At 70.0% G+C, this 18,870-nt stretch carries 23 protein-coding genes; 9 read left to right on the plus strand and 14 right to left on the minus strand.

Annotated features, from left to right (window positions below; genetic code table 11):
• Nucleotides 1-40: 40 nt before the first annotated feature.
• Together EV186_RS23060 and ctaC are read right to left on the minus strand one after the other, a co-directional pair.
• On the minus strand, nt 41-457 hold the full coding sequence (locus tag EV186_RS23060) for a cytochrome c oxidase subunit 4 (RefSeq protein ID WP_133851491.1): 417 nt from the start codon (nt 455-457) through the stop codon (nt 41-43).
• Nucleotides 458-506: 49 nt separating this feature from the next.
• A complete protein-coding gene (gene ctaC / locus EV186_RS23065; RefSeq protein WP_243754221.1) occupies nt 507-1,463 on the minus strand; it encodes an aa3-type cytochrome oxidase subunit II in 957 nt (318 codons plus the stop codon).
• A 217-nt stretch (nt 1,464-1,680) separates the two neighbouring features.
• Here ctaC and asnB point away from each other — a divergent pair, with 217 nt between their 5' ends.
• Nucleotides 1,681-3,612 carry an asparagine synthase (glutamine-hydrolyzing) gene (gene asnB / locus EV186_RS23070; RefSeq protein WP_133851493.1) on the plus strand — a complete coding sequence of 644 codons (1,932 nt, stop codon included), beginning with the start codon at nt 1,681-1,683 and terminating at the stop codon, nt 3,610-3,612.
• A gap of 64 nt (nt 3,613-3,676) precedes the next feature.
• Here the strand turns inward: asnB and EV186_RS23075 are convergent, their stop codons facing one another.
• The 6 genes from EV186_RS23075 to EV186_RS23100 all read right to left on the minus strand — a co-directional run bounded on the left by EV186_RS23075 (nt 3,677) and on the right by EV186_RS23100 (nt 7,444).
• A complete protein-coding gene (locus EV186_RS23075; protein ID WP_133851494.1) occupies nt 3,677-3,913 on the minus strand; it encodes a DUF397 domain-containing protein in 237 nt (78 codons plus the stop codon).
• A gap of 113 nt (nt 3,914-4,026) precedes the next feature.
• Nucleotides 4,027-4,341 (minus strand): DUF397 domain-containing protein, encoded by a 315-nt coding sequence (locus tag EV186_RS23080; RefSeq protein ID WP_341815345.1) that lies wholly within the window; start codon nt 4,339-4,341, stop codon nt 4,027-4,029.
• Complete coding sequence (locus EV186_RS23085) at nt 4,229-5,128, minus strand: helix-turn-helix domain-containing protein (RefSeq protein ID WP_133851496.1); 900 nt, start codon at nt 5,126-5,128, stop codon at nt 4,229-4,231. Before EV186_RS23085 ends, EV186_RS23080 begins: the two co-directional genes overlap by 113 nt.
• Before the next feature lie 65 nt (nt 5,129-5,193).
• On the minus strand, nt 5,194-5,799 hold the full coding sequence (locus tag EV186_RS23090) for an HD domain-containing protein (protein WP_133851497.1): 606 nt from the start codon (nt 5,797-5,799) through the stop codon (nt 5,194-5,196).
• Between the two features lie 10 nt (nt 5,800-5,809).
• A complete protein-coding gene (locus EV186_RS23095) occupies nt 5,810-6,421 on the minus strand; it encodes a hypothetical protein (protein WP_133851498.1) in 612 nt (203 codons plus the stop codon).
• A gap of 84 nt (nt 6,422-6,505) precedes the next feature.
• Nucleotides 6,506-7,444 (minus strand): carbohydrate kinase family protein, encoded by a 939-nt coding sequence (locus tag EV186_RS23100; protein WP_133852120.1) that lies wholly within the window; start codon nt 7,442-7,444, stop codon nt 6,506-6,508.
• 158 nt (nt 7,445-7,602) lie between these two features.
• Here EV186_RS23100 and EV186_RS39025 point away from each other — a divergent pair, with 158 nt between their 5' ends.
• The gene (locus tag EV186_RS39025) at nt 7,603-7,773 is read left to right on the plus strand and encodes a hypothetical protein (protein ID WP_166659291.1); all 171 of its coding nucleotides are present in this window, start codon (nt 7,603-7,605) and stop codon (nt 7,771-7,773) included.
• Between the two features lie 127 nt (nt 7,774-7,900).
• Here EV186_RS39025 and EV186_RS23105 read toward each other — a convergent pair whose 3' ends face one another.
• Nucleotides 7,901-8,269 carry a HesB/IscA family protein gene (locus tag EV186_RS23105; protein WP_133851499.1) on the minus strand — a complete coding sequence of 123 codons (369 nt, stop codon included), beginning with the start codon at nt 8,267-8,269 and terminating at the stop codon, nt 7,901-7,903.
• A gap of 137 nt (nt 8,270-8,406) precedes the next feature.
• The gene (locus EV186_RS23110; protein WP_133851500.1) at nt 8,407-9,522 is read right to left on the minus strand and encodes a glycerate kinase family protein; all 1,116 of its coding nucleotides are present in this window, start codon (nt 9,520-9,522) and stop codon (nt 8,407-8,409) included.
• Between the two features lie 43 nt (nt 9,523-9,565).
• On the opposite strand from EV186_RS23110, the gene EV186_RS23115 reads away from it, so the two are divergent.
• Complete coding sequence (locus EV186_RS23115) at nt 9,566-10,219, plus strand: DUF3043 domain-containing protein (RefSeq protein ID WP_133851501.1); 654 nt, start codon at nt 9,566-9,568, stop codon at nt 10,217-10,219.
• Here the strand turns inward: EV186_RS23115 and pip are convergent.
• Complete coding sequence (gene pip / locus EV186_RS23120; RefSeq protein ID WP_133851502.1) at nt 10,212-11,156, minus strand: prolyl aminopeptidase; 945 nt, start codon at nt 11,154-11,156, stop codon at nt 10,212-10,214. The genes EV186_RS23115 and pip overlap by 8 nt on opposite strands.
• A gap of 109 nt (nt 11,157-11,265) precedes the next feature.
• On the opposite strand from pip, the gene EV186_RS23125 reads away from it, so the two are divergent.
• Nucleotides 11,266-12,252, plus strand: coding sequence for an aldo/keto reductase family protein (locus EV186_RS23125; protein ID WP_133851503.1), 987 nt, complete (start codon nt 11,266-11,268; stop codon nt 12,250-12,252).
• Between the two features lie 158 nt (nt 12,253-12,410).
• Nucleotides 12,411-12,989 carry a class I SAM-dependent methyltransferase gene (locus EV186_RS23130; protein WP_133851504.1) on the plus strand — a complete coding sequence of 193 codons (579 nt, stop codon included), beginning with the start codon at nt 12,411-12,413 and terminating at the stop codon, nt 12,987-12,989.
• Here the strand turns inward: EV186_RS23130 and EV186_RS23135 are convergent.
• Nucleotides 12,967-13,530, minus strand: coding sequence for a suppressor of fused domain protein (locus tag EV186_RS23135; protein WP_133851505.1), 564 nt, complete (start codon nt 13,528-13,530; stop codon nt 12,967-12,969). The genes EV186_RS23130 and EV186_RS23135 overlap by 23 nt on opposite strands.
• A complete protein-coding gene (locus tag EV186_RS23140) occupies nt 13,530-15,545 on the minus strand; it encodes a DHA2 family efflux MFS transporter permease subunit (RefSeq protein ID WP_133851506.1) in 2,016 nt (671 codons plus the stop codon). Before EV186_RS23140 ends, EV186_RS23135 begins: the two co-directional genes overlap by 1 nt.
• Nucleotides 15,546-15,582: 37 nt before the next feature.
• Here EV186_RS23140 and EV186_RS23145 point away from each other — a divergent pair, with 37 nt between their 5' ends.
• Nucleotides 15,583-15,981 carry a GNAT family N-acetyltransferase gene (locus tag EV186_RS23145; protein ID WP_208115764.1) on the plus strand — a complete coding sequence of 133 codons (399 nt, stop codon included), beginning with the start codon at nt 15,583-15,585 and terminating at the stop codon, nt 15,979-15,981.
• A gap of 3 nt (nt 15,982-15,984) precedes the next feature.
• Here the strand turns inward: EV186_RS23145 and EV186_RS23150 are convergent, their stop codons facing one another.
• Nucleotides 15,985-16,164, minus strand: coding sequence for a hypothetical protein (locus EV186_RS23150; RefSeq protein ID WP_133851507.1), 180 nt, complete (start codon nt 16,162-16,164; stop codon nt 15,985-15,987).
• On the opposite strand from EV186_RS23150, the gene EV186_RS23155 reads away from it, so the two are divergent.
• The 3 genes from EV186_RS23155 to EV186_RS23165 all read left to right on the plus strand — a co-directional run bounded on the left by EV186_RS23155 (nt 16,158) and on the right by EV186_RS23165 (nt 18,646).
• On the plus strand, nt 16,158-16,712 hold the full coding sequence (locus tag EV186_RS23155; RefSeq protein ID WP_133851508.1) for a bifunctional adenosylcobinamide kinase/adenosylcobinamide-phosphate guanylyltransferase: 555 nt from the start codon (nt 16,158-16,160) through the stop codon (nt 16,710-16,712). The two genes, EV186_RS23150 and EV186_RS23155, sit on opposite strands and share 7 nt — an antisense overlap.
• Before the next feature lie 4 nt (nt 16,713-16,716).
• On the plus strand, nt 16,717-17,781 hold the full coding sequence (cobT, locus tag EV186_RS23160) for a nicotinate-nucleotide--dimethylbenzimidazole phosphoribosyltransferase (RefSeq protein WP_133851509.1): 1,065 nt from the start codon (nt 16,717-16,719) through the stop codon (nt 17,779-17,781).
• 130 nt (nt 17,782-17,911) lie between these two features.
• On the plus strand, nt 17,912-18,646 hold the full coding sequence (locus EV186_RS23165) for an adenosylcobinamide-GDP ribazoletransferase (RefSeq protein ID WP_208115765.1): 735 nt from the start codon (nt 17,912-17,914) through the stop codon (nt 18,644-18,646).
• Nucleotides 18,647-18,870 lie beyond the last annotated feature (224 nt).

The following is an 18,870-nucleotide window of genomic DNA, read 5'->3' on the forward strand; positions in this document are numbered from 1 at the left end:
CCGATCCCCGAACCAGACCCGAACATTCGGGCCGGCGGATTCAGTCGCGGTTGGGGCCGATGTGGTACTCGAAGACGAGGCCGCCGACGGCGAGGAGCACCAGCACGATGCCGACCACGAGCAGCCACACCTGCCAGAACGCGGTCGCGATGGCCGCGACCCCGGCCGCGGCCGCGAGGGCGACCGGCCAGTAGCTGCCCGGGCTGAAGAAGCCCAGCTCACCGGCGCCGTCGCTGACCTCGGCGCCCGGGTTGTCCTCCGGGCGCTGCTCGACGCGCCGGGCGACGAACTGGAAGTACGTGCCGACGATCATGGCGAGGCTCATGGTCAGCAGCAGGCCGATCGTGCCGACCGGCTCGACGAAGCCCTGGTCGAGCTGCGACCACACCGCGTAGCCGACCGCGGCAAGCAGGCAGAAGCCGGTGATCGACAGGAAGATCCGTGCCTCAACCTTCATGGTTTCCTCGCTTCTCGCAATCCTTCATCGCCCGAACGTCCTGGCCTGCTCAGCCGGATGGGTTGCGAGCCGTGCGGTCGGTGTTGAACGGCGTGGTGGTGACCGCGTGCGGCGTGCACAGCTCGCCGCAGTTGAGCTTGGCCAGCGCTTCCGGAGCCGTGTAAGGCCGGTTCGTCTGCGGGTTCGTCTGGGTGCGCAGCTGCACGTACTGGGTGAACACGTCGTCGGGCAGCACCCGGACCTCGAAGTTCATCTGCGAGTGGTAGGTCCCGCAGAGCTCCGCGCAGCGGCCGACGAAGGAGCCGGTGCGGTCGATGGTGTTCTGGAACGTCGAGTCCTGGTTGTTCTTCTCCGGGAACGGGAAGACGTCCCGCTTGAAGTGGAACTCCGGCACGAAGAACGAGTGGATGACGTCCTTGGAGTGCAGGCGGTACTCGATGCGCTTGTTCACCGGCAGCACCAGCATCGGGATCTCGGCCGGGTTGCCGACGGTGCGCACCATCTCGCCGTCCGGGGCGACGGGCGCGCTGCCCTTGCTGCCCTGGAAGCCCTTGACATCGATGTAGCCGAAGCTCCAGTTCCACTGGGAGGCGAGCACGTCGACGGTGACGTCGGGGTCGCGCGTCTCGGCGTTGACGAAGTTCTGGGCGGACGTGGTGAACGCGAACAGCACCACCACGATGATCACCGGCACGCCGGTGTAGATCCACTCGAGACCGTGGTTGTACTGGAACTGCCGGGGCAGCTCGTCGCCACGCTTGCGGTGCGCGATGACCGGCCAGAGGATCAGCGCCCACACGATGACGCCGATGGCCAGAGCCGCGACGACCGACCAGGTCCACAGGTCGCGCATCCGGTCGGCTTCGGCGGTGACACCCACCGGCCAGCCGAACCGCAGGACCTCGTCACCGGAGCAGCCGGTGGCGGCCAGACCGACAAGTGCGACCAGGCCGAGCAGCTTCGCCACTCGTCCCGCCTGCGTACTCGCGGTGCGCTGCTTCCTCACTGCGCGACTCCTCCTCGACCAGCATCGTGCGCCGACCTCGGGCCATGCGCAGCCTGAAGTCACGGCGGAGCCTATCCGAGCGAGGCGGGTCACACCTTGCAGGGGTGATCGGGTTTTGCTCACACCTGCCGATGCCGGGACGCGCCGCGGCGGAAGGCATACTGGGACGTCGTTCGACGAGCGTGAGCCCAGCCGATCCGAGAGGTGTTCGACAAGCGTGTGCGGACTGCTTGGCCTGGTCACCAACTCCCCCGCCGAAGCCAACGCGGCGCGGGCCGATGTCGTCGCGGCCATGCGCTGCCAGCGCCACCGCGGCCCGGACGAGCCGGGCGGCGCCTGGTCGGGCGGTGAGGTCGCGTTCGGTTTCAACCGGCTGTCGATGATCGACATCGAGCACGCCCACCAGCCGCTGCTGTGGGGCCCGCCCGAGGCGCCGAACCGGTACGCCCTGGTGTTCAACGGCGAGATCTACAACTACCTCGAGCTGCGCGCGGAGCTGCAGGAACGCTTCGGCGCCCGGTTCGCGACCGACGGCGACGGGGAGACCATCGTCGCCGCGTTCCACTACCTGGGCCCGGACGCGGTGGCGCGGCTGCGCGGCATGTTCGCGTTCCTGATCTGGGACCAGCAGCGCCGGGTCCTCTTCGGCGCGCGGGACCCGTTCGGCATCAAGCCGCTGTTCTTCCAGGAAGGTCCCGGCGGGGTCGCGTTCGCCAGCGAGAAGAAGAGCCTGCTGCAGCTGACCCGCGCGATGGGCATCCGCCAGCAGCTCGACCGCAAGGCGTTGCAGCACTACCTGGTGCTGCAGTACGTGCCGGAGCCCGAGACGCTGCACCAGCAGATCCGCCGGATCGAGTCGGGCACGTCGTTCTTCGTGGAGCCGGGCGGGCGGGTGCGCACCAAGCGCTACTTCTTCCCCGAGTTCCACGCGCGCAGCGTGTCCGGGGAGGCCGAGCAGGAGCGCCTCTACGACGAGATCGCCGAGGTCCTGCGCGACTCGGTGGCCAAGCACATGCGCGCGGACGTGACGGTCGGCTCGTTCCTCTCCGGCGGCATCGACTCCACGGCCATCGCGGCGCTGGCCCGCGACTACAACCCGGACCTGGTGACGTTCACCACGGGCTTCGAGCGGCAGGGCTACTCGGAGGTCGACGTCGCCGCCGAGTCGGCGGCGGCGATCGGGGTGCGGCACGTCGTCCGGACGGTGACCCCCGAGGAGATGATGAACGCGCTGCCGTTGATCGTCTGGTACCTCGACGACCCGGTGGCCGACCCCGCGCTGGTTCCCTTGTGGTTCATCGCGCGCGAGGCACGCAAGCACGTGAAGGTCGTGCTGTCCGGCGAGGGCGCCGACGAGCTCTTCGGCGGGTACACGATCTACCGCGAGCCGATTTCGTTGGCCGCCTTCGAAAAGGTGCCGGGCGCGCTGCGCAAGGCCATGGGCAAGGTCTCCACGAAGATCCCCGAGGGCACTCGCGGCAAGGACCTGCTGCGCCGGGCGTCGCTGCCGTTGGAGGAGCGCTACTACGGCAACGCCCGCATCTTCCGCGACGACCAGTTGCGCAGCGTCCTGCGCACGTTCGACGACCGGATCGGGCACCGCGACGTGACCGCGCCCTGGTACCAGGTGTCGGAGGACTGGGACCCGGTCACCCGCATGCAGCACGTGGACCTGTTCACGTGGCTGCGCGGCGACATCCTGGTCAAGGCCGACAAGATGACGATGGCGAACTCGCTCGAGCTGCGCGTGCCGTTCCTCGACCCCGAGGTGTTCAAGATCGCCTCGCGGATCCCGATCGACGAGCGCATCACCAAGGAGACCACGAAGTACGCGCTGCGCCAGGCGATGAAGCGGATCGTCCCCGCGCACGTGCTCAACCGCCGCAAGCTCGGCTTCCCGGTGCCGATCCGCCACTGGCTCAAGGCGGAGATGTACGACTGGGCGCGCGACATCATCATCAAGTCGCAGACCGATGAGCTGCTGGACAAGCAGGCCATCCTGCGGATGCTCGACGACCACCGCGACGGCAACGTGGACCACAGCCGGCGGATCTGGGCGCTGCTGGTGTTCATGCTGTGGCACGGGATCTTCATCGAGGGCACCGTGCGGCCGCGCATCCCCGAGCCCCACTACCCGGTCAAGCTGTAGCGGTTCGAGCTTCGGGGACAGGACCGCCGGGCCTCAGCTGGGAAGGACCGAGGCCCGGCGGAGTTCAGGGCTGGATCGTCGTGAGGAAGGACCGCCAGGCCTCGTAGGGGACAGAGAGCCGAGGCCCGGCGGAGTTCTTGGAGTCACGCACGGCCGCTTCGAGCTGGCCGAGCGCCACTTCTACGCAGTTGCTGTTGCCGGTATCACCGCTGAAGGTGCTCTTGCGCCACGCGACCTCGACACAGCTGCCGTTTCCGGCGCTACCGCTGAAGGTGCTCTTCCTCCACTGGGTGGAATCCATGAGTGCTGCTCCCCTCGTCGTGCGGCGCCGGATCGCGGAGCCGCGCTACCCGGTCAAGCTCTAGGAACAGGATCGCCGGGCCTCAGCTGGGAAGGACCGAGGCCCGGCGGAGTTCAGGGCTGGATGGTGGTGAGGAAGGACCGCCAGGCCTCGTATGGGACAGAGAGCCGAGGCCCGGCGGAGTTCTTGGAGTCACGCACGGCTGCTTCGACGTGATCGAGCGCCACTTCCACGCAGTCGCCGTTCCCGGCGCTACCGCTGAAGCTGCTTTTCCGCCACGCGACCTCTACACAGTTGCTGGCGCCATCGCTACCGCTATGGCTGCTCTTCCTCCACGACGTGGAGTCCATGCCCGCTGCTCCCTCGGTCGTAATCGTCCGCCAAAGCGGCGATGAACGACCGAGATTCTTCCACGCTCGATGCGACATCGGTGAGGTAGCGCACGAGCTTGCGGTAGGGCTCGACGAAGTCCCGATCTTCGAACCAGAAGGAAGCCACGGTGGCGTGGTCCAAGTGAACGAGCGGCTCGTGCTCTTCGAACTCGTAGACTCGGAACGAGCCGAGCAGGGCCGGGTGCTCGCCGATCGAACCCGGTACCACCCGCACCGTCACGTTCGGAGCGGCAGCCAGCAAGGTAAGCGCGAGCAATTGCTCCGCCATGATGGCCGTGTTGCCGACAATCGTTCGAAGCGCCTGTTCGTGAATGTAGAAGTCGAACAGACAGTCGTTGCGACCGAGCACCCAGCTGCGGCCGATCCTTACAGCCACGCTCGACTCGACATCATCCTTGGTGTAGCTGATGTTTTCGCCGATTATCGTCCGGGCATAGCCATCGGTCTGGAGCAAGCCCGGAATAGTCTGCGCCTCGTAGTTCGTGACACCGTTCGCCGTTGACTCGTGATAGAGCAGCGAACTGAACACATCCGGGATCCGCTCACCGTGTGCGGTGAGCCAGAAGCCTGGGTTGTGCCGTATCTGTCGGCACCGGTCGATCAGCGGCACTGCTTCGTCGTGTGGGGCCTGGATTTTGCCCAGGTACCAGCACACCGCGGCAACGTCCAGGTGGACCTGGCCGGACTCGATGCGCGAGATCTTGGTCGGGTCCCAGCCGGACCGGAAGGCGGCCTGACGACCGGTCAAGCCGGCTTCCTTGCGCAGTTTCCGCAACGCTGCGCCGAGTTCGCGATAGCCGGCCGGGGCGGGTTTGCTTCCCATGCCTCACAAACTAGGGCGCTGCGGCGGTGGTGCAAACCTCTGCAAAAGGATGCAACCCGAAAGGATCACCCGTTGGCCTTCGGCCAATCCAGCGGGTTCGCCGAGACGCGGGCGGCGAAGCCACGCTGCATGGCCACGCCGGCCGTGCTGTCGGGTTTGCGTTCGGCTTGGTCGGCGAAGCACGCCAGGAACTCCGTCACCAGGTCCAGGCGCGGGTATGCGGCCAGCACCTCGTCCTTGACCTCGGCGACGACGTCCACCCCACGGCCGGAGATGTCGATTCCTGTGGACTCCCCGAGGACGTGTCCTTCGGGATCGATCGTCGGGGGCACGTCCACCATGTGCGCGATGATCACGTCCGCGACCCGCTGCCTGCGCTCCGCCGGCCAGCCCGCGCCGGCGCCGAAGACCCACGCCACGTGCCCGCCGGCGTACTCGAAGTCGACCCGGTGGCTGTCGAACGGCGCGACGAGCCCCAGGTCGTGCAGCATGGCGGCCACGAAGAGCAGTTCGTGGTCGATCGCGATCGCGTTCGTGCGGGCGTAGACGACCCCGAACAAGTACGCGCGCACGGAGTGGTTGAACAGGGCCGGCGAGCAGTAGGCGGCGGCCACCTCACGGGCAGCCGCCGCCGCTGCGGTGTCCGGAACGGTCAGATCAGCGAGACGCATGCGTTCATCATCAGGCCACCAGCCGCCAATGCGTCACATATCCGGCCACCTCGCCGGCGATCAACGCGTCCAGGTTCTGCGCGTTGGTCCGTGCGGTCCACGAGAAGTGCTTGCCGCGCCTGGTGTCCAGCACGACCGCGCGCACGTCCGGGCCCAGCGACTGCTGCATGATCCGCACGCCGATCATGGCGACCTCGCGGGTCAGCACCGGCTCCTTGAAGTACGCCAGCACCGCCATCGTGCTGCCGTCGCGCCCGCGCAACCCAAGATCCGGGCGCACGGACAGGTCCAGCTCGCCGAGTGACCACGATCCCGACGTCACCGGCACGGCGACCGCCCGCTGGCGCCGCAACCACGGCAGGAACCCCTCGGCGATCTCCTCGAAGGCCCTCGCCTGCCCCTGCCGCGTCGCGGACCGGACGGCCGCGTCCAGCACCTTCGCCGGCTCCTCGGCCCCCACCGCCTCCCGCAGCGCATGACGGATCGGCTGGTAGAACGCCCTCCCCCGCAACTCTTCCGCCCGATAGATGCTCCGTTGTGCGTTCACCACCTGCACCCGCCCACGCTGGCCACCCAGCGCGTAGTCCAGAAACGACGTAGCGGTGATCGAAACCCGGTCCACGCGGCACGCTCCATCCCGGTCGTCAGCTCCCCCCGACCACCACCATTTTACCCTCTGACCTGCGGAAATGGAACACTTGTTCGATTAGTTTCCGGGCAGGATGGCCGCGATTTCGGCGCTCGACTCGGGGCCGTAGGCGGCCTCCAAGCGGGCGAGGGCGTCGGCGCGGTCGAACGCCCACTCCTGGGTGCCGACGGTCTCCAGGACCAGCACCGCGATGTACGAGCCGAGCTGCGCGCTGCGCTCCAGGCCGAGCCCCTGCGTGAGCGCGGACAGGAAGCCGGCGCGGAAGCCGTCGCCGACGCCCGTCGGGTCGGCCTTGCGGTACTCCGGCACGGCCGCCACGTGCAGCACGGTGCCGTCCTTGCCGACCAGCTCGACGCCCTTGTCGCCCAGCGTCGTCACGCGCATGCCCACGCGGTCGAGGACTTCTTCCTCCGACCAGCGGGTCTTCTTCAGCAGCAGGTCCCACTCGTAGGAGTTGCTGAACAGGAACTCCGCGCCGGTGACGAACTCGCGGATGTGCTCGCCCTCCATCCGGGCCAGCTGCTGCGACGGGTCGACGGCGAAGCGGTAGCCGCGCTCACGGCACTCGCGGGCGTGGCGCAGCATGCCTTCGGGGTCGTCCGGGGAGATCAGCACCAGGTCGAGCGCGCCACTGCGCTGTTCGATGGGGTGCAGCTCGCACAGGCGCGCCTCGGCCATCGCGCCGGCGTAGAACGACGCGATCTGGTTCATGTCGTCGTCCGTGGTGCACACGAAGCGGGCGGTGTGGGCGACCTCCGAGACCCTGACGCCGCCGCAGTCCACGCCGTGGCGCTCCAGCCAGGACCGGTAGTCGGCGAAGTCCGGGCCGACCGCCCCGACGAGGATCGGGCGCAGGCCCAGCACGCCCATGCCGAAGGCCACGTTGGCGCCGATGCCACCGCGACGGACCACCAGGTCGTCGACCAGGAAGCTCAACGAGACCTTGTGCAGCTGGTCGGCCATCAACTGGTCGGCGAACCGCCCGGGGAAGTGCATCAGGTGGTCGGTCGCGATGCTTCCGGTCACGGCAACGGGCACCGGTGGCTCCTTCGAGTCGTGGTCGGGCCACCCGTTCGGGTACGGCCCCCGCCGTTACCGAACACTACCCAAGGGTAAGGCTGTCGATCTCCGCCGAACGGCCTTACGGTCGATGGGTGACCACACCCGAAGCCGATTCCATCGGCGAGCTGATCGACGACTGCGCACAGCTGCCCACCACGTTCCGTGACACCTTCCGCCCGGCCGACCTCCCGGTCGCCGCCACCGCGTGGCAGGTCAGCGAGGGCAACCTCGACCAGGTCAAGGGCCTGGACGAGTACGTCTGAGCCCTGAATGTCCCATTCGGGGCACTCAACGCCCTGTATGCGCCATTCAGGGCATGGCCCGAACACACGAAAGCCCCCGCCCGAAGGCGGGGGCTTCCTCGTGTCCAGCGAGCAGGGTGTTCAGCGATCAGTGGAACGAGTCGCCGCAGGCGCAGGAGCCGCTGGCGTTCGGGTTCTCGATCGTGAAGCCCTGCTTCTCGATGGTGTCGACGAAGTCGATCACGGCGCCTTCGACGTACGGCGCGCTCATCCGGTCGACGGCCACGTTGATGCCGCCGAACTCACGCATGAGGTCGCCGTCGAGCGTGCGCTCGTCGAAGAACAGCTGGTAACGCAGACCCGCGCAACCGCCCGGCTGGACGGCGATGCGCAGGTGCATGTCGTCGCGGCCCTCCTGGTCGAGCAGCGCCTTGGCCTTCTCCGCCGCGGCGTCGGTCAGGGTCACGCCGTGCGTGGCCGCCTCGGTGGTCCCGGTCGCGTCCTGAGCGGTGGTCATGGCTCTCCTTCTCGGCGACGATCTTCCGTCCAACGTAACCGGACCCGTCGCCGGTTTGTTCCCGTTCTCGGTCCATGGTGTCACACCGGCCGGGGTGCGGGCGGCCCCGCCGACCCGGTGATGTCCGGCACAGACCCCTACCGGCGCGACCACTCGGCCGCGACGTCCTGGGCCAACGCCGTGAGGGTGCCCGCCGGATCGGCCATCGAAGCCTCGACCGAACCGGCGTGCTCAGTCACCGAATACATCGCTTCCACGCCGACCGACGCCGCCTGCCGACGGCCCACCGCCACCTGACCGGCCAGCACGAGCACCGGCACCCCGCGCGCAGCCGCCACCTCGGCCACCGATGTCACCAGCTTCCCCCGCAGGGACTGCCAGTCGAAGCTGCCCTCCCCGGTGATCACCAGGTCCGCCGTCGCCACGGCCTGGTCGAGGCCGGTCAGCTCCCGCACCAGCCCGGCCCCCGACACCCGCTGCGCGCCCAGGGCCAGCAACGCCGCCCCGAGTCCACCGGCCGCTCCCGCCCCCGGCTCGTCCCGCACGTCCTTGCCCAGGGTGGCCAGCACGTCGGCCCAGTGCGTCATCGCGCGTTCGAGCCGTTCCTCGGCCGCCTTGTCGGCCCCCTTCTGCGGCCCGAACGTGTGCACCGCGCCGTGCGGGCCGAGCAGCGGGTTCTCCACGTCAGCCGCCGCGACCAGGCTCAGCGAGCCGACGTCGGGCGTGCCGTCGAGCCGGGCGCACCCGGCCAGCGCGGTGCCTCCCGGCGGGACGGGTGCACCGTCCTCGGCCACGGGCACGGCACCGAGAGCGGCGAGAAAACCGGACCCGCCGTCGGTGGTCGCCGATCCGCCGAGACCCAGCACGGCCCGCCGCATCCCCGCGTCGCGCGCCGCCGCGAGGAGCTCGCCGACGCCGAAGGTGGTCGCGTGCTCGGCTAGCGCGGGCCGGTCGGCGCGCGCGACCAGGTGCAGGCCCGCGGCCTCGGCCATCTCCAGGTACGCGGTGTCCCCGACCGCCAGCCACCGCGCGGACACCGGCGTTCCGGCCGGCCCGGTGACCGAGACGCGGTGCACGTCCCCGGACAGCACGGTCGACAGGACGTCCAGGAAGCCCGTACCCCCGTCGGCCAGCGGGCGCAGCACCAGATCAGTCGACGGCGCCCCCGCCCGCCACCCCTCCGCGATGGCCGAAGCGGCGTCCGCGGCGCTCAACGTCCCGCCGAAGCTGTCCGGTGCGATCAGTACGCGCATGGCCGCAGCGTAGGTGCCAACCCGTTGTCATAAGCTTGGCGGCGTGAAGTTCCTGCGCCGTTCCGAGTCCGAGCCGGCCGAGGTCGTTGGCGAGGAGACCTCTGTCGACGATGAGCAGGTCGTCGCCAGCAAGGCGCACACCCCGGCCAAGGGCAGGCCGACCCCCAAGCGCCGCGACGCCGAGGCCAAGCGCCGCGGCCCGGTCGCGCCGCCGCCGCGCACGTCGCGCGAGGCGATGAAGCGCAACCGGGGCAGCAAGGAGGAGCGCAAGGAACTCGCCGCCCGCCGTCGCGAGGCGCGCCTCAAGCAGCGCGAACGGATGATGTCCGGCGACGACAAGTACCTGCCGCCGCGCGAGAAGGGCCCGGTGAAGGCCTACATCCGCGACGTCGTCGACTCGCAGCGCACGGTGCTCGGGCTGTTCATGCCGCTGGCGATCCTGGTCTTCATCTCGATCACCGTGCCGTCGCCGGTGGTCCAGCAGTACGTGACGCTCATTTCGCTGCTGATCTTCGTCATGATGATCGGCCAGTCGGTCATCCTCGGCCGCAAGATCGCCGACATGGCCCGCAAGAAGTTCCCCAAGGAGTACATCAAGACCGGCGGCACCATCTGGTACGTCGCCACGCGCGCCGTGCAGATCCGCAAGCTGCGCATCCCGAAGCCGCGGGTCAAGGCGGGCGAGAAGGTCAGCTAGCGAACGCGTCGAGCGCCTCGCGGATCAGCCGGTCCATCGCGTCGCTGCCGGTGTGCCCGGCGTCGTCGACGACGGTCAGCTCGGCGTCCGGCCACGCCCGCGCCAGCAGCCACGGCGTGATCATCGGGCCGGACAGGTCGAGCTTGCCGTGGATCAACACCCCGGGGATGCCCTTGAGCCGGTGCGCCCCGTGCAGCAGTTCGCCGTCGACGAGCCAGGCGCGGTGCGCGAAGTAGTGGCTGCAGATGCGCACCAGCGCAATCCGGTCGCGTTCGGTCCGGCTCGTGAACGGCCCGCCGCCGCCGTTCGGTTCGGTTGCGAGCACGCCGTCCTCCCATGCGGCCCACGCGTTCGCGGCGGCCAGGCGCACCGCGGGATCGGGGTCTTCCATCAGCCGGCTGTAGGCGGTCGGCAGGTCGCCGTCGTGCCCGGCGGCGAACGCTTCCCACTGCTCGGGCAGGAACCGGCGCAACCCGTGGTAGAGCCAGTCGATCTCGTCCCACGCGGTCGTGGTCACCGCGACGATCACGATCTCCGAGACCCGGTGCGGGTAGCGCTCGGCGTAGGCGAGGATCAGCGTCGAACCCCAGGACCCGCCGTAGAGCAGCCACCGCTCGATGCCGAGGTGCGCGCGCAGCCGTTCCATGTCGGCGATCAGGTGCTCGGTGGTGTTGACCCGCATGTCGGTGGCCGGGTCGGACGCGTGCGGGGTGCTGCGACCGCAGCCGCGCTGGTCGAACAGGACGTACCGGTAGCGGGCCGGGTCGAGGTCGCGGCGCCGGGTCTCGGACGCGCCCCAGCCCGGTCCGCCGTGGACGAAGAGCGCGGGCTTGCCGTCGGGGTTGCCGCAGACCTCCCAGTAGACGTGGTTGCCGTCGGCGACGTCGAGCATGCCGTGCTCGTGCGGCTCGATCGGCGGGTACAGGGCGTCGCTCACGCCGGCCTCCTCGATAGAACAGGGCTGTTATATTAGCACTGTCACAAAGTCGCGAGAGTTCACCCACACCTGGCGCGCATTCCTTAGCAACGCGAACTAGATTGACGGCATGGAGTTTCGTCGATTGGGCCGAAGCGGCCTCTCGGTCAGTGAGATCTCGTACGGCAACTGGCTGACCCACGGGTCCCAGATCGAGGAAGACCAGGCCAAGGCCTGCGTCAACGCCGCACTCGACGCCGGGATCACCACCTTTGACACCGCCGACGTCTACGCCAACACCAAGGCCGAGACCGTGCTCGGCCGCGCCCTGCACGGGCAGCGGCGCGAGAGCCTGGAGATCTTCACCAAGGTGTTCTGGCCGACCGGCCCCGGCGGCCCGAACGACCGCGGCCTGAGCCGCAAGCACATCATCGAGTCCTGCAACGCCTCGCTGACGCGGCTGCAGACCGACTACGTGGATCTCTACCAGGCGCACCGGTTCGACCGGAACACGCCGCTGGAGGAGACCTTCCTCGCCTTCTCCGACCTCGTCCGCCAGGGCAAGGTGCTCTACATCGGCGTCTCGGAGTGGAACGCCGAGCAGATCACCCGCGGCGCCGCGCTCGCCCGCGAGCTCAACGTGCCGTTCGTCTCCAACCAGCCGCAGTACTCGGCGCTCTGGCGCGTGATCGAGGACCAGGTCATCCCGGCCTCGAAGCGTGAAGGCCTCAGCCAGATCGTCTGGTCGCCGATCGCGCAGGGCGTGCTCACCGGCAAGTACAAGCCGGGCCGGCAGGCACCCGAGGGCTCGCGTGCCACCGACCCGGCCGGGCAGCGCATGATCAGCCGGTTCATGGACGACGACGTGCTGACCGCGGTGCAGGGCCTGCAGCCGATCGCCGACGAGGTGGGCCTGTCGATGGCACAGCTCGCCATCGCGTGGGTGCTGCAGAACGACAACGTGGCGTCGGCGATCATCGGCGCCAGCCGCCCGGAGCAGGTCGGCGAGAACGTCAAGGCCGCGGGCGTGAAGCTCGACGCCGAGGTCATGGCCAAGATCGACGCGGCGCTGGCCGGGGTCGTGCAGACCGACCCGACCCTGACCCAGACGCCCTGACCCAGACGCCTGATCCTGGCGCCCTCACCGGGACGGCCTGACCCAGACTTGCCCCGCAGGCTGCCGCCACGGCCTGCGGGGCATCCCCCGCTCGCATCGGGGCCGGTTTCCGGGTGAACCCCGATGCCGGGCCACCCGCCCGGTGGTGACCTGGAGACATGGCCGATCTCCTTGACGCCGCGTTCGGACACCCACGAGGCCTGCTCGGCCGGCTCGGCGGGTGGATCATGAGCCGCGGCAACGCCGAACAGGAACACCGCGCGGTCGCCTTGGCGGCCGTGCGGCCCGCGGACACCGTGCTGGTGGTCGGGTCCGGCCCCGGCGTCGGGCTGGCCGAAGCCGCACGGCTGGCCGGCCCACGCGGTCGCGTGATCGGCGTGGACCCGTCGGCGACCATGCGCGAGATGGCGGCTCGCCACTGCCCGGCCGCCGAGGTCCGTGCGGGCACCGCCGAGCACACCGGCTGCGCGCAGTCCGAAGTGGACGCCGTGGTGTCGGTGAACAACGTGATGTTGTGGGACCTGCCCGCCGGGCTGGCCGAACTGCACCGCGTGCTCAAACCAGGTGGGCGGCTGGTGATCGCCGCGCACCGCCACGTGCTGCGCCAGTCGTTCGTGGAGCTGGCCCGGTCGATCGAGTCCGCCGGCTTCGAGATCCGGCAACTGAACAGCCGCAAGCGCCGGGCCAACAGCGACGCGGTGGTGGTGCTCGCGGTCAGACCGCAGGCGGCCGAGTGACGTCGTAGGGGTCCCAGTCCAGTCCCCAGAACGCTTCCAGGCCGTGCTCCTGCACGAACCGCCGCTCGGTGTCGTGGACCGGGTAGCAACCCACGATGGTCACGACGTCCTCCGGGTCGTTGCCGACGGGGATGTGCTCGTAGTCCTCGCGGTCGAGCACCACCGGCGCGAAGACCACGAAGCCGGTCATCGCCGACTCGTCGCTGACCGGCTCACCGAGGTCGATCGTGGCGCCGTAGTCGAACGGGCAGTCCCCGCGCAGAGACTCGGCGAGGTGGGCGATCGCCAGCGCCCACGCCACATCCTGCGACTGCACGCAGATGGACAGCTCCGGCTTGCCGTGCCGCCAGTCCGGGTGCTCGGACAGGGACAGGCCGTAGGTCACCCCGATGAGGTGACCGGGCTCGGGCAGGTCGTGGTAGACGATCGCGGTGATGTCGGCCAGACCGTCCTTTGTGGAATCCAGCCGGTAGAAGTCCGGCTCGACGTCGTCGGCGAGGCCGTCCAGGTGGTTGAGGTAGCGCTCGGCGCGACTGGGCATCAGGTACGTCCTGCCGTGAGGTGGAGGTTCTCGTCGCGCAGCCGGTCGGCGAGCCGGTCGACCGCGCCACGCAGCCCCGGGTCGTCGTCCGGGTGCCAATCGGCGAGCTTGTCGGTGAGCCATTCCCGCCAGGCGACGGCGAGCCGCTCGATCGCGTCCGCGCCGCGCTGGGTGAACTCGTAGGTGCCGTCGCCGTTCTCGGTGAGGTAGCCGTCCCCCTGCAGTTCGCGGGCGGTCGGTTCGAAGATGCCGCTGGGCACCATGGTGTCCAGCGCGATGTCGCGCAACGACGTGTGCCCGTCCACCTGGTGTTTGCGCACCATGAGCAACATCCAACCCTCCGCCTCGGTGACCGACAGGTCGGCGCGCCGCTGGATCGCGGGCAACGCGGTGTCGCGGTGCCGGCGCCACAACGTCGCCACGGCGCGGCGCAGCTCGAAGTCCGGGTCGGCGATGGCGGGCACCGCGAAGCCCTCGCCGAGCTCGGTGGCCGAGGCCCGCGCGGTGTCGCGCAGCGGAACTTCCTTGAGCAGCAAGGCAAGGACCAACGCCACCACCCCGACCGGGACCGCCGCGAGGAACACCACCTGCAACGCCTCGGCGTAGGCGTGCACGACCGCGGGCCCCGTCGGCGGCGGCAACGCGTGCACGCCCTGCGGGCTTTGCACCACGGCCGGCGATACCCCCGGCGGCAGCGGCGCCGTCCGCAGCGCCGAACCCAGGTGGTCACCCAGTTGGCTCGCGTAGACGGTGCCGAAGATCGCGACACCGAACGAGCTGCCCATGGTGCGGAAGAATGTCACGCCGGACGTGGCCACGCCGAGGTCGTGGTACTCGGCGGTGTTCTGCACGGCGATCACCGGCACCTGCATGGCGAGCCCGACACCGAGGCCGAGCACGAACATGTACACGGCAGAGAGCCAAAACCCGGTGTTCTCGTCCAACAAGGACAACAGGAACAGCCCGACCGCGATGGCGGCCGAGCCGAGCACCGGGAAGACCTTGTACCGGCCGGTGCGGCTGACGATGTTGCCGCTCAGGATCGACGTGAACAGCAGCCCCACCACCATCGGCAGCAGCCGCAACCCCGACGCCGTCGCCGAGACACCCTGAACGAACTGCATGTACGTCGGCAGGAACGTCATCCCGCCGAGCATCGCGAAGCCGATGATGAAGCTCAACGGCCCGCACACCGCGAAGACCGGGTTGCGGAACAGGCGCATCGGCAGCATCGGCTCGGGCGCACGCAACTCGACCAGGACGAACAGCACCAAGGCCACGACGGAGGCCACGGCCATCACGATGATCGTCGTGGACAGCCACGGGTAGGTGGTGCCGCCCCAGCTGGTCACGAGGGTCAGTCCGCTCGCGGCCAGCGCGATCAGCGTGATGCCCAGGTAGTCGATCTTCGGCTTGACCGGGCGCGGCACCGACGGGATCGCGGTCAGCGCCACGGCGATGACCACGACGCCGACCGGGATGTTCACGTAGAACGCCCACCGCCACGACAGGTGGTCGACGAACAGCCCGCCCAGCAGCGGCCCGATCACCGTGACCAGGCCGAAGACCGAGCCGAGCACGCCCTGGTAGCGGCCGCGGTCGCGCAGCGGGATCACGTCGGCGATCAGCGCGCTCGCGGTGACCATCAGCCCACCGCCGCCGAGGCCCTGGATGGCGCGCCAGACGATCAGCCACGTCATCGACCCGGCGAACCCGCAGAAGAACGAGCCGGCGAGGAACACGAGCACGCTGACGAGGAACATCTGCTTGCGCCCGAACAGGTCGCCGAACTTGCCGACCAGCGCGGTCATGATCGTCTGCGCGAGCAGGTAGGCGGTGACCACCCAGGACAGGTGCCCGGCCCCGCCCAGGTCGCCGACGATGGTCGGCAACGCCGTCGACACGATCGTCTGGTCCAGCGCGGCGAGCAGCATCCCGAGGAGCACGGCGACGAAGGTCGCGTTGGCCCGTCCCTTGCCGACTTCCAGGGGCGCTTGATCAGCCAGTTCCGCCATGGGTCGCAGTGTTCCCCGGGCGCGTAGGCTGCGCTACATGATCAAGTACCGGTCTGATGTGGACGGCGTGACCGAAGAGGATCTTTCCGGCTTCTTCGTGGGCTGGCCGTCGCCGCCCACACGCCGGCTCGACCTGCTGCGCGGCTCGTCCCGGGTGGTCATCGCCTGGGACGACGACCGGGTCGTCGGCTTCGTGAACGCGCTGACCGACGGTGTGCTGATGGCGTACCTGCCGCTGCTGGAGGTGCTGCCGGAGTACCAGCACACCGGCGTCGGGACCGAGCTGGTGAACCGCGTCCTCGACGACCTGGGCTCGTTGTATGGCGTCGACATCTGCTGCGACGACGACGTGGTGCCGTTCTACGAGCGGTTCGGCTTCCAGCGCGTGAACGGGATGGTGCTGCGCCCGCACCTCAAGCCGCGAATTCGCCCCTAGCACTCACTCCGGCGGGTGCAGGCTCATCGGGCCGTAGACGACCTCGTCATCGGTCATGAGCGTCACGTCGTCCACGCCCTTGTCGAGCAGGCCCTGGAACTCGGCCGAGAGCCACTCCTCGGCTTCCTGCTGGTCGTCGAACGCGTCGGACTCGCCACCCGCGTACACCCACCGGTATGCCATCGCTCGACGGTAGCGTGCCCCGCGTGCGCACGTTGGTCCTCGGTGGAGCGAGATCGGGCAAGTCCGCGCACGCCGAAGGTCTGCTGACCGACGACCTCGCCACCTACGTCGCCACCGCGCGCCGGATCCCGGGCGACGCCGAGTGGGACACGCGGATCGCCAAGCACGTCGCTCAGCGGCCGCCAGGCTGGCACACCGTGGAAACCACCGAGGTCGCCGAGCTCGTGCGGGACGCCGCGCCGGGCGACCCGCCGATCCTCGTCGACGACCTCGCCACCTGGCTGACCGGCGAACTCGACGACGCGCGGGCGTGGGACGGGCCGGTCGAGCCGGTCCGCGCGCGGGTCGCCGAGTTGGTCGAGGCAGTGGGCGGATGCCGAGCCCGGCTGGTGCTCGTCTCGGCCGAGGTCGGCCTGGGCGTGGTGCCGCAAACCCGCTCTGGCAGGCTTTTCCGCGACGAGCTGGGCGCGTTGAACGCCGCCGTGGCGCAGGCGTGCGACGAGGTCCTGTTGCTCGTGGCCGGGCTGCCGGTGCGACTGAAGGGGTGATCGGGTGAGCGAGCCGAACGAGTACGCGGTTGTCCCGCCGGACGAGCAGGTGCGGCGCGCGGCGGTCGCGCGGCAGGCGCAGCTGACCAAACCCGGCGGCGCGCTCGGCCGGCTCGAGGAGCTGGGCATCTGGCTCGCCGCGTGCCAGGGCCAGTGCCCGCCCAAGCCGTTCGCGCGGCCGCGGATCGTGGTGTTCGCGGGCGACCACGGGATCGCGCAGCACGGCGTCTCGGCCTACCCGCCCGAGGTGACCGCGCAGATGGTCACCAACTTCCTCACCGGCGGCGCCGCGATCAACGTGCTCGCCCAGGTCGCGGGCGCGACCGTGCGGGTGGCCGACCTGTCGGTCGCCGCCGACACGCCGGAACCCGTTGCCCAGCACAAGGTCCGCCGCTCGTCGGGGTCCATCGACCGTGAGGACGCGCTCACCGAGGACGAGGTGACCGCCGCGATCGCCGCCGGCCGGGCCATCGCCGACGAGGAGATCGACAGCGGTGCCGACCTGCTGGTCGCGGGCGACATGGGCATCGGCAACACCACCCCGGCGGCCGTGCTGATCGCCGCGCTCACCGGCGCCGAACCGGTCGCGGTGGTCGGCCGGGGCACCGGCATCGACGACGAAGGCTGGATGCGCAAGGCCACCGCCATCCGCGACGGCCTGCGTCGCGCGCGGGCCGTCGCCGCCGACCCGGTCGCCTTGCTGCGCACAGCCGGCGGCGCCGACATCGCCGCCATGGCCGCGTTCCTGGCGCGGGCCGCGGTACGCCGCACGCCGGTCGTACTGGACGGCCTCGTGTCCGGCGCGGCGGCATTGGTCGCGGAGGAGCTGGCGCCGGGCGCGAAGGCGTGGTGGGTCGCCGGGCACCGGTCGGTGGAACCCGCGCACACGCTGGTGCTCGACCAGCTGGACCTGACGCCGTTGCTGGAGCTGGACATGCGCCTGGGCGAGGGCACCGGGGCGACGGCCGCGATCCCCCTGCTGTCGATGGCAGTGCGCGTGTTGGCCGAGATGGCGACCTTCGACGATGCCGGGGTGTCCGGACCCGACGTGCCCCTGCCGGCGCCCTGATGGACGAGGGCACCGGCAATCCCGCCGCTGTCGATGGCGCTGCGGGTGCCAGCCGCGTTGGCGACATTCGACAATGCCGGCGTCCCGGGGCCCGACGTGCCGCTCCCGGCGCCGTGATGATGTGAGTGGGATGCGGCTGGCTCTGTCGTGGCTGACCATCCTCCCGGTGCGCGGGCCCGCGGCGGTGGACCGGGCGATGGCGGGGCGAGCGATCGCCCTGGCGCCGGTCGTGGGTCTGCTGCTCGGCGGTGTGGCGGTCGGTGTCCTCTTCGGACTGTCCGCATTGGGCGCGCCGGGCCTGATCGCCGGTTTCGTGACGGTCGGGGTGCTGGCCCTGGCCACCCGCGGCATGCACCTGGACGGCCTGGCCGACACGGCCGACGGCCTCGGCTGCTACGGGCCGCCCGAGCGGGCGCTGGCCGTGATGAAGGACGGCGGCGCCGGACCGTTCGCCATGGTGACGTTGATCGTGGTGCTCGGCGCGCAGGCGGCGGCGTTCGGCGCGCTGGTGCCGGACCGGTGGCCGTCGGTCCTGTGTGGATTGGTGGCCGGGCGGGCCGCGTTCGCGGTGTGCTGCGCGCACGGCGTGCCGGCGGCGCGCCCGGACGGGCTCGGAGCACTGGTGGCGGGGACGCAACACCCGGTGGTGGCCGTGCTGTGGTGGCTGACGGTGGCCATCGGCGCGGGGTTCGCGGTGCCGGACAAGCCGTGGGTCGGGCCGGTCGCCGTGGCCGTGGCCGCTGCGGTGGTCGTGGTGATCGTGCGGCACACGCGGCGGCGGTTCGGCGGGATCACCGGGGACGTGCTGGGCGCCTGCGCCGAAGCCGCGACGACGATCGTGCTGTGCGGCTGCACGCTGTTCTAGCTGGTCAACGGTAGTTCCTGTCCACTCCGGACCGCTGTCGGTGGGGCGGCTGCGCTCGATGTGGGGTTGGCTGGCTCGCACGAGGTTGAGTGTTCCGGGTGGCCTCGGCCAGGGGTGGGGGCCGTGGGGTGGGGCCGAAATGGTTGTCCTCGGCGTGAGGGTGGCTGCCGTAGTGGTGATGCCCTGGCACTGGGATGGCCCCGACTGAAGGTGGCTGCCGTGGG

This window comes from Labedaea rhizosphaerae, from assembly GCF_004362825.1.
Lineage (GTDB): Bacteria > Actinomycetota > Actinomycetes > Mycobacteriales > Pseudonocardiaceae > Labedaea > Labedaea rhizosphaerae.

Excerpts from the sequence above, each read along its gene's own strand:
- EV186_RS23060 (WP_133851491.1), bottom strand. The coding sequence starts at position 457 with ATGAAGGTTGAGGCACGGATCTTCCTGTCGATCACCGGCTTCTGCCTG.
- EV186_RS23075 (WP_133851494.1), bottom strand. The coding sequence starts at position 3,913 with ATGGATTCCACCCAGTGGAGGAAGAGCACCTTCAGCGGTAGCGCCGGA.
- EV186_RS23080 (WP_341815345.1), bottom strand. The coding sequence starts at position 4,341 with ATGTCGCATCGAGCGTGGAAGAATCTCGGTCGTTCATCGCCGCTTTGG.
- EV186_RS23085 (WP_133851496.1), bottom strand. The coding sequence starts at position 5,128 with ATGGGAAGCAAACCCGCCCCGGCCGGCTATCGCGAACTCGGCGCAGCG.
- EV186_RS23090 (WP_133851497.1), bottom strand. The coding sequence starts at position 5,799 with ATGCGTCTCGCTGATCTGACCGTTCCGGACACCGCAGCGGCGGCGGCT.
- EV186_RS23100 (WP_133852120.1), bottom strand. The coding sequence starts at position 7,444 with ATGCACTTCCCCGGGCGGTTCGCCGACCAGTTGATGGCCGACCAGCTG.
- EV186_RS23105 (WP_133851499.1), bottom strand. The coding sequence starts at position 8,269 with ATGACCACCGCTCAGGACGCGACCGGGACCACCGAGGCGGCCACGCAC.
- EV186_RS23110 (WP_133851500.1), bottom strand. The coding sequence starts at position 9,522 with ATGCGCGTACTGATCGCACCGGACAGCTTCGGCGGGACGTTGAGCGCC.
- EV186_RS23125 (WP_133851503.1), top strand. The coding sequence starts at position 11,266 with ATGGAGTTTCGTCGATTGGGCCGAAGCGGCCTCTCGGTCAGTGAGATC.
- EV186_RS23130 (WP_133851504.1), top strand. The coding sequence starts at position 12,411 with ATGGCCGATCTCCTTGACGCCGCGTTCGGACACCCACGAGGCCTGCTC.
- EV186_RS23135 (WP_133851505.1), bottom strand. The coding sequence starts at position 13,530 with ATGCCCAGTCGCGCCGAGCGCTACCTCAACCACCTGGACGGCCTCGCC.
- EV186_RS23140 (WP_133851506.1), bottom strand. The coding sequence starts at position 15,545 with ATGGCGGAACTGGCTGATCAAGCGCCCCTGGAAGTCGGCAAGGGACGG.
- EV186_RS23145 (WP_208115764.1), top strand. The coding sequence starts at position 15,583 with ATGATCAAGTACCGGTCTGATGTGGACGGCGTGACCGAAGAGGATCTT.
- EV186_RS23155 (WP_133851508.1), top strand. The coding sequence starts at position 16,158 with ATGCCATCGCTCGACGGTAGCGTGCCCCGCGTGCGCACGTTGGTCCTC.
- EV186_RS23150 (WP_133851507.1), bottom strand. The coding sequence starts at position 16,164 with ATGGCATACCGGTGGGTGTACGCGGGTGGCGAGTCCGACGCGTTCGAC.
- EV186_RS23165 (WP_208115765.1), top strand. The coding sequence starts at position 17,912 with ATGCGGCTGGCTCTGTCGTGGCTGACCATCCTCCCGGTGCGCGGGCCC.